The organism is Dactylosporangium sp. CA-139066, assembly GCF_050936175.1.
GTDB lineage: Bacteria > Actinomycetota > Actinomycetes > Mycobacteriales > Micromonosporaceae > Dactylosporangium.
This window is the reverse complement of record NZ_JBNJNH010000002.1, coordinates 1667027-1680323: the sequence shown is the minus strand read 5'-3', so window position 1 is coordinate 1680323 and position 13297 is coordinate 1667027. Positions and strand designations below refer to the sequence as shown.

The 13297-nt window shown below is 64.1% G+C and carries 8 protein-coding genes; 2 read left to right on the top strand and 6 right to left on the bottom strand.

Annotated elements, in window-relative coordinates:
• Window positions 1-21: 21 nt before the first annotated feature.
• Entirely contained in the window at window positions 22-1650 is a 1629-nt protein-coding gene (locus ACQEVU_RS52510; RefSeq protein ID WP_433338292.1) for a DEAD/DEAH box helicase, read from the top strand.
• 188 nt (window positions 1651-1838) lie between these two features.
• Here the strand turns inward: ACQEVU_RS52510 and ACQEVU_RS52505 are convergent, their stop codons facing one another.
• The 6 genes from ACQEVU_RS52505 to ACQEVU_RS52480 form a co-directional block, all read right to left on the bottom strand.
• Window positions 1839-2654 carry a hypothetical protein gene (locus ACQEVU_RS52505; RefSeq protein ID WP_433338290.1) on the bottom strand — a complete coding sequence of 272 codons (816 nt, stop codon included), beginning with the start codon at window positions 2652-2654 and terminating at the stop codon, window positions 1839-1841.
• 239 nt (window positions 2655-2893) lie between these two features.
• A complete protein-coding gene (locus ACQEVU_RS52500) occupies window positions 2894-3079 on the bottom strand; it encodes a hypothetical protein (protein WP_433338288.1) in 186 nt (61 codons plus the stop codon).
• A gap of 177 nt (window positions 3080-3256) precedes the next feature.
• Entirely contained in the window at window positions 3257-6166 is a 2910-nt protein-coding gene (locus ACQEVU_RS52495) for a Z1 domain-containing protein (RefSeq protein ID WP_433338286.1), read from the bottom strand.
• Entirely contained in the window at window positions 6163-7152 is a 990-nt protein-coding gene (locus ACQEVU_RS52490; RefSeq protein WP_433338284.1) for a PD-(D/E)XK motif protein, read from the bottom strand. The genes ACQEVU_RS52495 and ACQEVU_RS52490 overlap by 4 nt, the downstream gene beginning before the upstream one ends.
• A complete protein-coding gene (locus tag ACQEVU_RS52485) occupies window positions 7149-8663 on the bottom strand; it encodes an ATP-binding protein (protein WP_433338282.1) in 1515 nt (504 codons plus the stop codon). The genes ACQEVU_RS52490 and ACQEVU_RS52485 overlap by 4 nt, the downstream gene beginning before the upstream one ends.
• 23 nt (window positions 8664-8686) lie before the next feature.
• Window positions 8687-10801 (bottom strand): AIPR family protein, encoded by a 2115-nt coding sequence (locus ACQEVU_RS52480; protein WP_433338280.1) that lies wholly within the window; start codon window positions 10799-10801, stop codon window positions 8687-8689.
• A 521-nt stretch (window positions 10802-11322) separates the two neighbouring features.
• Between ACQEVU_RS52480 and ACQEVU_RS52475 the strand changes: the two genes are divergently transcribed.
• A complete protein-coding gene (locus ACQEVU_RS52475) occupies window positions 11323-13293 on the top strand; it encodes a DNA cytosine methyltransferase (RefSeq protein WP_433338278.1) in 1971 nt (656 codons plus the stop codon).
• Window positions 13294-13297: the final 4 nt, after the last annotated feature.

Genomic DNA, 13297 nt, shown 5'->3' with positions numbered 1-13297 from the left:
TCAATCTCGAAAGGCAACCGCTTGCAGCAGAAGCTGATGCTGGATGCACTGCACAGCCTACTGACGGTACAGCCTGGCCAAAACAAGCGGCAGCTGCTCGCGGGCTTGCAGCACCTGGGTCTTGACGGGTTGAACACAACGGACGTCAATCGAACGCTGTACTTCAACCCGGGAACGTTCATTCATGACGGCGCCACGCCACCGCGCTGGCGCCTGGCCGCCGACGCCGGTCACAACGGCGCCGCGTTTTCCGCACTCATCGCGTCGCCTCGGCCTTGCTGCTATGTAGGCATGGACCCGCGGGCGTGGCAGCTCGAGGCGCTGGCGAAATGGCGTTTCCACGGCCGCCGTGGCGTCGTGGAGGCTGTCACCGGCACCGGCAAGACCACGGTCGGAGTCCTCGCTGCCGCTGCTGCTCTCGATGCTGGCGAAAAGGTCCTCGTGCTCGTGCCGAGCCGTGAACTGCTCGACCAGTGGCACCACGTGCTATGCCGTGACCTGCAAATTGCGCGGGTGGGACGATTCGGAAACGGCCATAGGGACTCGCTCTACGAGCACTCGATCGTGGTGTCCATCGTCAACTCGGCCGCTGCCTACCAGATGCTGCCGCCGGGCACTCTGGGGTTGCTGGTCGCCGATGAGGTCCACCGCTACGGAGCGCCGACCTTCTCCCGAGCTCTTGAACAGGGCTTCGGGGCACGGCTCGGACTTACGGCAACGTACGATCGCCAGGACGACGGCATGACCGAGCACCTGGATCCGTACTTCAGCGGCGTGGTGGCCGGCTGTAGCTACGAGCGTGGCCTCACCGAAGGAATCTTGGCGCAGTTTCACGTCGCCTTCGCAGGGGTGGATTTCGCTCCGGATGAGCAGCGGGAGCACGACGAGCACGACGCGATGGCAAAAAACCTCCGCCACAAGCTGATCGCCGACCATGGATGTCCGCCGGAGCCATTCGGCGACTTCATGGCCTCCGTAACCCAACTCAGCCGTGGCGGTAGCGAGGACTCTCGCGGTACCAGGCATGCCCGCAGATTCTTGAGCGCATTCAGTAAGTGCCGTCAACTGCTGGCCGACTGCCGCAGCAAACACGAAGCACTCGCCACGCTGGCGCCAGTCTTGACTGCCGCGGGCCCCGGACTAGTGTTCGCGGAGACCCAGTCCGCCGCGAAGCAGGCAGCGGCGGTACTGCTCAGCAACGGCGTGCTGGCGGCCGAGTTTCACAGCGGCCTGTCCGCGCAGGAACGCGCACATCGCTTGTTGGCGTTCAAAGACGGCAATGTGAAGGTGCTGACCGCTCCCTGGGCGCTGGACGAGGGCGTCGACGTTCCGGAGGCCGAAATTGGCGTCATCATGGCGGGTAGCCGGAGCAAGCGCCAAATGATCCAGCGGATGGGCAGAATTATCCGACCCAAGCCGGACGGACGCCCAGCAACATTCATCGTTCTGTACGTCAGGGGCACTGCGGAGGACCCCGCCTTCGGAGCGCACGAGGACTTCCGCGAACAACTCACGGAAGCAGCTCGGCAGATAATCGGCGTTCCCAGCGAGTCGCCTGCCACGTACCTGCTTGCATGGTATTTTGCGAACAGGCTGCTCATGACCTTTTCCGGGTCCGCTAAGAACATGGATTCACAGTTCGTGAACTGACACGCCTGAAAAAAGTTCTTTGACTTTCCGCGACGAGATCGCGCATTGACTGCACAATAACCTCAGTCAGCGACGAAAGCACGCGGCGGTCGACTTTAGCGTTGTCGCCCTGCTGCAGTGACCGGCCACGGTCTGGGCGCGACGGTGCTCCTCGCGGCTTAGAGGCGTCAGCAGCTTTGGAGCTGCGCTCAACCGAGCCGACCGATCTTCTCGAGCTCCGCGATTAGTGCTTCTCGACTGACTTCGCCGTCGATGTTGTCGACCTCAACCTTGGTCATCATGCGTTCGTCACCGGAGGAGCTGTTCCATCGCCAGGCCGTGTCCGCCGAGTCACCACACTGTCCTTCGGCCACGATCTCTACGGTTCCCGCGTCGGCTTGTTGCAGCAGCTCGCGCACGCAGGATGCGTTGGTGTCGAGGCCGTCGCTCGCTCGCCATTCCACCGAGGCCTGGTCCGGTCGCGGCCCAGCGAGCAGCTGGCCTGTTCGCCATGTGTTGGTCTGCTCGCCGCCGCCTTCGAGGCAGGCACGGAGCCGGGTCACTCGGTCAATGCGGCCTCGCCACTCGTCGAAGGATGCACTGCCGCCGGTCAACGATTTCACTCGCCAGTTGGAGTTTTGGCCGAACTTGAGCATCGCCCGCAACGCGCCGGCGAAAGATTCGGGGCGGATGGCCCCCTTCCGCGGCTGGTACACGACGGTGAGGTCGCTCATCCGGATCACGAACGGCGCAGCGGTCCCGCCATCGACGTAGTCCCGTTCGAAGTCGTTGACTTCCTCCTGCCAGCGATCAACCCGGACGCGTTCTTCGTAGCCGAGACGGCCGTACAGGACGCCGCCCTCTTCGTGCACCTTCCCGACGTGCCATATCCGGCCGAATCGCTCGGTTGGCCGGCCGGGTATGAGCGCTTCCCTGATCAGTCTGGGACCCGCGCCGAAGAGGTCGCCCTGATCGGGCTCCTCCAAGCGGACCGCGACGATTCGTTCTGTCGCCCTCGACGGCATGCAGGGAAGTCTATCGATGTCACCGCTCGGTCGGCCACGCACCGTCAAATAGCGACAACTCACGGTATTCATTCATGCGATCACGGTTCGCGGGAACGGTCAACCTGCCACAGGTCCTACCGCTCCGCTGCGGCCAGGTCCGTCGGGCGATACCGGTGAGCAGCCGTCGGCAACAGGCCCATTACCGCTGGATGGTGGCGGTCGATCGAGGCACTTGTGCCTCCTAGTACAGGTCCTCGTCAGTTGGGGCGGCTGACGTCATTGCCCCCTCGGGGGTTGGCTGCGTCGAACGCGGCCAGAGCCTGCAGGCGCTCCTGCTCGCTCACCGCCGACACATACACGTCCGTGCTGCCCCAAGTGGCCCGGGACGCTGCCGAGGCGGCCGCCGCCTTGGTACCCAGACGGCGGTAGTGGCCGGTGCTCATCAACATCGCTCCTCCACGGAGCTTTCATCGACACCACGGTCCTAGCCTGTGCCAGAATGAGGGCGCTTCGGCCCGCCGGACCGACCTTGCTGTGCTGCGATCCTGTGCGACCGATAGGTCGCCCCGAGCTGATCGATCGGCCTGGTTCCGCAGCACAAGGCGGGTCGGCGGCGAACCTTATTCGCCCGGTGCGGCGTCAACGACAATCGCGCTGGGATCACTGCTGTCGATAGTTGTCCACACAAGCCCAGCGCCGGCGCGCGCCGTAGCCTTGGGCGTGATCATATGGAAACCAATTGTCACCAGCTCGGAATCGATACTGTCCCCGGCCGTGCCCTTGAGCTGCTCCGATCTGCCCAGGTTGACGACCGGGTAGATCACGATGGCTGCGGTGTAGGGCTCACGCAGACTGTCGGCCGTCGCGTCCGGCCATCCGGTGTCCAGTCCAGCGATACGCCATGCGGCATTGCGGTGCCGCAACTCGCTGATGACTTTGAAAGCACCAGTGTCTGTCCGGGCACGCTTGAAGATGCTCAGTGGTCCGCATCCCATCAGCGTTCTCTGGGAACTTTGATCTGCCTGTTGCGGGAGGATGACCCTCCACTGCTGCACTTCCGTCACGTCTAGCGACTGCAGCCAGGCCAGGTCTGGGGCAAACGCACCGCTGGCAAGCCATTTGAGGCCGCTCAACACGGCGAGCAGCTCATGATGGGACACGCGGGTATGGAACGCGTCGTAGGTAGTCTTGGCTTTCGGCACTGAGAACTTAGCCGTTCCACGGTCAGAGGTCGCAGATCGGAGAATGGCCGCCCATTGCTCGTTGTTCCATGCAATTGCTTTAGGGCTGGTCGGGTAGGCCACGGGTTCCATGGGGCGGGCTGGTGAGCTACGCGAGACCAGACGCGCGTTCCACATCTTGTTCCGGCCGGTCGGCCGCAGGTCCGGTCGATGCTGTTCGATCAGCGGCGGTACCCGCTTGGGCGTGAGTCGCGACTCGGGTGCCGTGGCGTCGGAGTACTTGCGCAGGTCATCTCGCAGAGACTGTTCATCCTGGCAGGCCGCACTGAACATATCGTGTAGCTCAGCAGTGGTGTACAGCCGAACAAGGTCACGGTATCCCGCCCGGAATCCGAACCAGCGTCCCATCTGCATGAGGGTGTCGACCTGCCTCGTTGCACGCCTGTAGTAGCTGACAGTGAGGCCTTCCACCGTGAAGCCACGTGCGAGCTTGTTCCCGCCGACAAGGATCCGCCAGATGTCACGCTTGTCGAAGTCAACCTCTTCCCGCTGTTTGTCGAGCGAAGTGTCGCTATTGACGACGATGATCGGGTCACGCGTCCGGTCTGCCGGGTTGATCTTTGCCAAAGCTGCGGCGATGTCACCGTGCAAGTGAGCGAAATCGTCGGGGGTTGCCAGATCGGGGGCCCGCGCTTGGCTGACAGGAAGCAGATCGGCCTCGTAGAGCTTCTGCAGGCGATGCAGCCCAGCAGCGGTGTGGTAACCGCCGCGGGCCCACAGTTTCGTGAGCAGTTCCGCGGTTTCAGCGTGTGTTTCCTGCCCCATGGCTTCGTGGACGAGCATGGTGTGGTGGCGGTAGGTATGCCCACCGGTCCGCTGGCGGTACAGCTTGATGGCACCGGTCAGCACGAACATGTCGAGCGCACAACGGAGCTCGTCGACGTCCGGTTCTTCGCTGAGCAGACGTACGTGGGCCCGCTCTTTGGAGGTGGTAAGGGGCCGCTCGTTGACGGGGCGTGGGTCGTCAAGGTCATGGAAGTCGTCAACGCCCATGTAGCCAACGGGTCGGGGAAGGGCGACGATGAAGTCCTTGGGGAAGATGTCCTCAACGTCTGAGGGGTCGATGAACACGTTGGCGTACGGCGTCGCGGTGTAACCGACATACTGCGCTCGGGGCATCATATGGAGCAGATGTCCGATAAGCCGGTTGATGGCAGTGCGTTCCTTGCTGTCCTCCTTCCATTTCTTCGGGCTGGTCGTATTGACCGATGCTTGGTCGGACTCGTCATCGATGATGAGGACTGGAATCTCGCCAAGTCGGGCACTGACCTTCTTCAGGTCAGCGACGAGATTGGTCAGCACCGAGGCGTTCTTCTTCGCCACGACGAGGCGAGCGTCGCTGGTGTACAGGTTAACTGGATCGAAGAACGGCCTGTTTGGGTCGTGCCGTTTGAATTTGAGCGCGGAAATGCCCTGCTTGAGCCGCTGGTAGTCGCCGGCGTAGTTGCTCAGCCGCTCGATGTCTGGGTGGCGGGAGTCGGAGGGACGGCCACCGTGGCGCAGGAACCGGCCGTTTTTCCAGTCCTCGTCGTCACGGTACTCGTGCGCGGTCGGATCGTGGTCCGGTTCGATGTTCTCGCGTCCGCACAGCTCCATGTCCAGGCGGCGTTGGGTCTGGGCGCGCAACATGTTGGTAGTACCGGTGAGCACGATGATCATGCGGTAACCGGCGTCGACGGCCTTCGCGATCACGCCCGTGAAGTTGGCGGTCTTGCCGCTCTGTACGTAGCCGACGACGAGGCCTTTGGCCTGGTAGGCAACCTTGCGAGTCGGGTCGGAGAGGCGCTGGACGACCTCCTCAGTAGCTTCATCGAGTCCCGCGACCGCGGCGGCGTTCCAGCCGCGGGCCAGCAGGTAACTGCTGTAGTGCGCCCAGTAGAAGTCGCGTTCGGTGCGTCGCTCCGGCGTACGCCATTCCTCAAAGTCATCGGTGATGACGATCGGTGCGTCCATCGCTGCCCACGGGACGATGTCCTCCAGCAGCAAGGCGGTCGGTTGGTCCAACCCGAGGGCACCACAGACGGCGGCGCGACGTTCCGCAGTGTTGCGGGCGGTTCCAGCAATCCATGGTCCGTCGGTTGCGTGGTCCCACGAGGCGAGGAGGTACGCGAGACGCTGGCGCAATGCATCGTCAGGTCCCGCAGCCTGCAGATGGGCGAGCAGTGCGGTGCCGTCACTGAGCGAGAGGTCGTCGCCGTAGAGTGCCGCGAACTTGTGCAGCGGTTTCGGCCCGCTGGTTTGCATGCCGTCAAGGGCTGCGGTGTAGGCGGTGGTAATGGTGTCGCTCATTGCAGCTCCTGATGCAGTGCCTGCAGTGCGTCGCCGACGACGTCTGGCGGGGTGTCCGGTGGGCGACCTGTGAGGTTGACGCGGTAGCGGACGTCCTGGATGCGTACGGCATCGATGCGTGGGTCGAGCATGGCTGGGGTGATGCGGGGAAATGTGTGGTCGACGACGAAGGCTGCCGGCGGGTTCCGCAGCCGCCACTTAGTCGTGCAGCTTGTAGCAAAGCGGTCGGCCCATCCGGCAGAGGCGAGCAGATCGTCGAAAGCATCCCGATCGGGTCCTGCAGCGAGCAGCGACCGGGCAATGGTAATGAGGTCGGGCAGGGTGGTGCCGCCGGTACCGGCAACTGTCACCTGAAACGAGATCAGCCAGAGACCGCGTTGGTCGGTGGGGACGAGCTGGGTCAGTGATTCGATCGAGTGCAGTCGGGCTTCCCTGGTGGTGGTCTTCACCTCGACGTCGTGGTCGTCGAGACCGAAGTCGTGTTCTTCCGACAGCGCCCCGCGCCATGCACGCAGTGCGGTTTCCGGACCAAGCGTCCGGGCAAGACCGTTGAACAGGGCGAGCTCTCCCAGCAGGCCGGTCTCAGTGGCCCGTTGAAGATTGGTTTCGGGACGCAGGAGGTGGCCGAGACGTCGCAGGGTACTGGTCACCGCCTGGGTGAACGGCTGCTTGTCGACCTGTATCCGGTCCGCGACCGCCCGCAAGACCGGGTAGGCGTCGGTGAAGAGCGCCGCGTCGGTGATCACAAGTTCGATCATCCGGTTGCCGTCGAGCTGGATCAGGCGAACGCTGACATGTTCTAGACCGGTACTTACCGCCTGGTCGCCGGGTGTAGCGAGGGCACGCAGTCCGATGCGTCGGCCAGCCGGGTCGGTGAAGAGAATTAGTCGCGGCTCGCCCGGAATGGGATGGTCCATCGGAGCGGAGTGGCGCAGGTGGGCGGTGAAGGTATCTGGGCTGAGGTGCCGGGCGCCGGGTGCGTTCACCGGCGGGCCTCAAATGTGCTGCGTTCGGCTTTCGCTGCGGCGGTGAGCAGTGTCTGCCAAAGTTCGATGTTGTCCTTGTCGCGTGGGCCGAGGTGCGCACCCTCGAAAACGTTCTCAGCGAGCAGGAAGAGCAGTGTCTTGAGTACAGGAAGGTCATTCAGGCCGCCACGCCGCCCGCCGAGTAGGGCGGCCCGGTAGTTCTGGTTCAGCCAGAGCGTGGACGACTCGCGGTCGATCTCCATGAACTGGTCGTTGGGGAACCGCTTCCATTGGATGCTGAGGGCATCCTCGTGCAGCTGGGGGAGCTCGTCGCGAATTTCGCGTACGACATGTGGATGCAGGCCTCGGCCGGGCGGCTTGACCGGGGAGCGTCGGGCCGTGGTGCGCTGATTGCTGGTGACCCAGGTGTTTTCGGCGGCCCGTAGGTAGGTGGTGATATCCGTGCCGTCGGCAGCACGGGCGCGGGCGACGATCTCGGCGAACTGCGGACCGGCCGTGACCCGTGTCTTCTCGGGATTCATGGTGAATAGGCCGGCGATGTCATCGTCGATATCGATCGCTGCGCGGGCCAGCTGCAGTTTCTTGTCGGGGGCATGGATGCCCTCCCAGCCACCGGCGTGCAGCAGCCGGTGGTGCCGGTAGATGTAGAGGCCCTGCCGCTGCTCGGCGCCGCCTGGAAGTCGATACTGCGGCAGGTTGGACCGGCCAGGCCAGATATGACAATCGATGGCCAATGTCGAGCCGCCGACGGTGGCCTCGAGCCGTTTCGGCCAGCCGTGTGGCGAGGACAGATACGCGAACGGGTCGAGTGCAGCGACATCGTTGGCGACGCCGACGCCGAGTTCCGTGTCCTCGACGTCGATGCTGATACGGATGCCGCGGTCGCTGATGAGCCGGTGGAACGTGAGACCCAAGTGGCCCTGGAGATGTGCAATGGTCCGCGTGAGGAACTCGTCAACCTGTGCGGGGTCATCGGAGGACGGGAAGGCGGCGACGTGGTCCCAACGCACAACCGTGCCGCTGGGTCTGGTCGGCAGACGCCAGTTGCGGTCCAGCTCGGCGGCAGCGAAGTCGCCCGGCACGATGTCGCAGCGATGGTCCCGTCTGGTCGGGTCCTGCAGCCACCGGCGGCCGACCTCGGAGTGGCCGGCTGCCCGGGAAAGTACGGTGAGGCTGGTCGCCTGGCTGAACGATGCGGCTTTGAGGCCGATGCCGAAGCGGCCGAGGTCTTCACCTTGATATGTGCGACGGCCGCCAAGGGTCATGGCGGTGTCGATCGTGGCCGGTCGTATGCCGCGACCGTTGTCCACGACGTAGAGACCGACGAGGCGGACATGACGCTGGATGAACCGGATTAGGATTCGGTCTGCACCAGCGTCGATGGAGTTGTCGACCAGGTCTGCGAGGGCCGTCTCGAGGGAGTGGTTGCGACCGAGCGCGTCGAGGGCGCGGGCGTCCGGGGGTAGATCCCTCGTCCCAGCGGTGGGAATGTCCTCAGTCCACGTGGACATGGTGGTGCTTCCTCCTGGCCGGGTCAGAAGCCAGGGATTTTTCGGAATCCCCGGCGTTGCGCGAGACGCATGATCGGCACTGCTGCGAGGACGTCCCTGCCGGCGGGGCTCCAGCCTTCACGCAGTGCCTCTGCGACATTGCTCACGGTACGACATGCGGCGTCATCGAGAACTCCCTCAGCACGACCCCATTCGGCGAGATCGGACCAGTCGTGGGCAGCCGTTCGGTTGATCAATTCCAGGTCGTCGGCGTAGGTGTCGACGTGTGCGAGCTCGGCCTGCAGCGCAGCTGATGGCTGCCAGTCGAGATCCCGGACCGCGTCCCAGCAGTCGTGCAGCTTGGCCCACTCACCGACATGCGCGCGGCCGTCGGGTGGCGAGGTGATGACCTTCTGGACGAGCACCGCAACCTCGGCGATCGCTTCGCGCAACGCGGGCGACAGGTCCTGGTCACGCCAGATCCGGTCGAGGTCGATCCGACCCTGAGTTGCGTGGACCAGGAATGCGATGGTGTATGCCACGATGTTGATCTTGTAGCCGCCGAAGTTCTGATCGGCAACGATCTTGTCGGTACGCCGGAAGAGGATTGCCTTGGCGATCAGCCGTCGGCAGTAGTCCTTGTCGACGGTCACGGGCTCGTCCTTGAGCCGTTCCTGAAAGAGTACGAAGTTCTTCTCGGCCCCACGGCTGACCAGGTGCGGCATCCGCGCCCAGGCCTGTTCGAACTTGGCCAGGTCCGCTTTGGTGAACTTCTGGTCGGCGGGATTGGACGCTCGAAATGTCGCTCTCCTGGCGGGCGTGGTCTCGCGGGCCACGGCGTTGGCGTACTGGCCACGCGCCCGCTCGTAGTACCAGTGCGTGTCCTGACTGTGGACCGGCCCGGGCGGCGCGAGCAGGGTCCGCATGATCCGCTCCACGTCAACATGGAATCCGCTGTTCGCGCGGAGATCCGATGCGGTGACCTTGTTCTGCGTGTTGGAGTACTGGGAAATGCGGGGGACGATCTCGTCGATCCGGTCGTCCGACACCACAGTGAGCTTCATCTGTACCAGTACGTCACTGATATCGACGCCGAGCCGCTGGGCATGATGGATCGAGGCAGTGGTCTGCCCACCGTTGACGATCTGTAGGTTGTGGATGCGCTGGATCACTCTTTGGCCGGTCGCGTCGGGACCGAACTCGACGGACGATGCAGTGGCGGCAATGCCGTTGTTGTAGGCCAGAAAGCGGGCTGGTGTGGCCCGTAGGGTCTCCTGAATGCCCTTGTTGACCGCTCCCTTGGTCTGCAGGAATGACCGGACGTTGAGCTCGAGCAGGCGACCGCCGTGCTCGCCATACAGTGCTGCGAGAGCCGGGCCCGGCACGATGGCCAGGAAGACCGAATAGTCCTCGGTCGTGGATGGCGTGGCCAGGCAGGGCAAGCCGTCCGGAAACTCAGCGACAATCGGTTCCGCTTGACTGCCGGAGGCCGCCCACGCGGCTAGTCTGCGCAGGTCCCATAGCTCGCGGAGGATCTGACGCCCTTCAATTTCGGTCGCGAGGGCCGGTTCCCGTACCACACTGCGTGCGTTGGTGACGATAATGAGCCGCACCTTGTCGACCTCGTGGAACTTGGCGGCGACCGCCTGTTCCATGCCGAGCACCTCGGACGACAGGTTTTTCCGCCGTGGAGTTCCGGGGATCGAGCGCAGCAGGAAGTTCTGCAGCCGACGGGTGGCGGCGTCGAGCTCCTGCCGGTTGATCTTGTATCCCTCATCGGCGCGGGGACTGTAGATGGTGGCGAAAAGATCGAGGCACCGATCGTCGGACGACACGCCGTAGCCGCTGATCTCGACGCCATGGTCCCGGTACATGATCACCGTGGCGTCCTCGGTGTACCCGTCGCCAGAGAACTGGTCCAGCATGAGCCTGGCGAAGGCTTCGGACAGATCGCATCCGTCCGCCTCGGCCTGGACTCGGACCTCCTCTAGGAGGATATGGGCGTAGGCGCTGATGTCGTCGTCGGGCATCATTTGACTCCGGCTGCCGATGCCGTGCCGGCGGCACGGGAGGGACGCGTCCGGGGAGAGTCGTCGATCATTGCTCACTCCCGGTTGCGGACGGACGGCGTGCTGGCGCGTGCCGATGCTGATCGGCATCGCGGCACCGGCCTTTAGCATAGAGTTCCCGCTCACGGTGCAGGATGACTCGGAACTGGAAACCTTTGAGCACTCCGCAACCGGTAACCGCAATCGGCCTGGGACTGGGTACCATCGTCCGGCGCGGCCGCCGCGTCCGCCCTGCTGCATTTGTCGCCGTGACCCTCCGGCACTGGCGAGTGAACTGGTTTGCACCCGCCATGTCGGCTGGATTCTGCACAGGCCACCATCTGCCCTGAGCTGGCTACCAGCGGCGAACGATCGCGCGGTCGCGGCGAACTCGAGTTTGGCCCGGGAAGCACGGCAATTCACTCCCGCGATGCCGGACGGCACACACCACCCACACGCCGTGCAACCTCGCCAGAGCGAAACAGCCTGTCGGCTCCGGTCGCAGAGTCCGTCCGTTCGCGTGCGCTGAACCGGCCGGACCGCGAGGCGGCGTATCCGTACGGAGGATCACACGGTCACGTAACGATGTCGCGCTGGGCGCACGGCGATCAGCACCGGTAACGTGCGTGCACGTGACCGACACAGCCGACGCCACGGATGAACGCCCCCGGGACCCGTCGGCCCGGCGGGGTGCCTACGGAGTCCGCCTGGTCCGCGGCCCGTTCGTGCAGTTGCCGCCACACCCCGACGCGTGCACCGACGACGAAGGACTGCTGCGCTATGCCGAGGCGGCACAGGTGCGCGGTGACCGGCTCGCCGCAGATCTGTTCAGCGGCGCCGGCGGCCTCAGCCTCGGCTTGGAGAAGGCAGGTTACCGGGTTGTCCTTGCAGTCGACCACTACCCGGAAGCGATCGAGACCCACCGGCACCACCATGCCGGCCTGAGCGTCACCTGGGACCTAGGCGACCCCGATCGGATCAGACAGGTCGCCGACCTCGTCCAACGCACCGGCGTAGAACTGCTCGCTGGCGGCCCACCGTGCCAGCCGTTCTCGAAGGCCGGACGCTCCATGATTCGCCACAAGGTCCGCCACGGTTTGCGGGATCCATACGACGAGCGGCGCGACCTCTGGCGGTCGTTCCTCGAAGTCGTGAGGATCGCCAGGCCACCGGCAGTCCTCATGGAAAACGTGCCAGATATGGCACTCGACAAGGAGATGTTCATTCTCCGCACGATGGTGCATGAACTTGAGTCACTGGGCTACGCGGTCGAGGAGAAGGTGGTCGACACCTTCCGCTACGGCGTGCCCCAATTCCGGCAACGGCTTATTCTGGTCGCCCTGCGCGACAACACGGCATTCGAATGGCCGGCACCACAGCCTGAACGTGTCAGCGTTTGGAACGCCATCAGCGACCTCCCCGAAGTTGAGGGCGGCTGGCGACCAGCCGGCGGTGCAGACGGCTGGAGCGACTACACCGAGCCGCACACCGAGTTCCAGAAGCGGATGCGCGAAGGTATCCCACCAGAGGACGCCAACAAGGTCTTCGACCACATCACCCGACCCGTACGGGAGGATGATCTCCGCGCGTTCGAGCTCATGGACGCCACGACTCGCTACTCAGATCTGCCTGAGGAGATGAAGCGCTACCGCGACGACATCTTCGACGACAAGTACAAACGGCTAGACGAGAACGATCTGTCGAGGACCATCACCGCGCATATCGCGAAGGACGGCTACTGGTATATCCATCCGCGGCAGAACCGAACCATCACGGTGCGCGAAGCGGCTCGTCTGCAGACGTTCCCTGACAGCTTCCGGTTCGCTGGACCGCCATCAGCCGCATTTCGGCAAATCGGCAACGCTGTTCCCCCATTGCTCGGTGAGCACCTGGCTGTCGCGGTTCGTGCGTCACTACAGCGGCCAGCCCCTGCTCATACGAACACCCGCGAGGTTGCCGACATGCTCGCCAGCTGGTTCGACCAAGCGGCGGTGCCCGGAATCCCATGGCTCCGCGCGACTACGCGCTGGCAGGTCATTCAGGCTGAGATCCTGCTCGACCGAACCCATCCCGATGTGACTAGGCACGTATGGAACGTTCTGCGAACCTGGCACCAGCCGCAGGACACCCTCGGCATGGAAGAGAACCTCCGCCGCATGGGCGGCTTCATCGCCCGTGCCAGCAGAGCCGATGTCGTCGTCGAGCTTGCGCGGACGCTTGCCGACAATCCGGCCGTCCTAGGCCAGGACGACGCATTGCGCAAGGTTGCAGGCCTGAACGAGTCGATCGCCGATCTGTCGATCCTCGTCGTTCCCGCCGGAGGTGAGGACGAGTCCGAGGAACCGGTCCTGATCACCAAGGGAGTCCTACGGGTGGCGGCCCGGTTCAGCAGGCACCCCGTCGATCGGCGGAACCGGCTTACCGATGGTCGGCTGGAAGTCGCACGCATGGTCGGCATCGATGCGAACGCCAGGCATGCCCATCTGGGTCTGATCGATCTGGCCAACACGCTGTGCCGCCCGATCGATCCGATGTGCCAGGAGTGTCCGCTGATGAAGAAGTGCGCCAGCGTCCATGAGGACCCTCAGCAACGACTCTTTTAGCAGG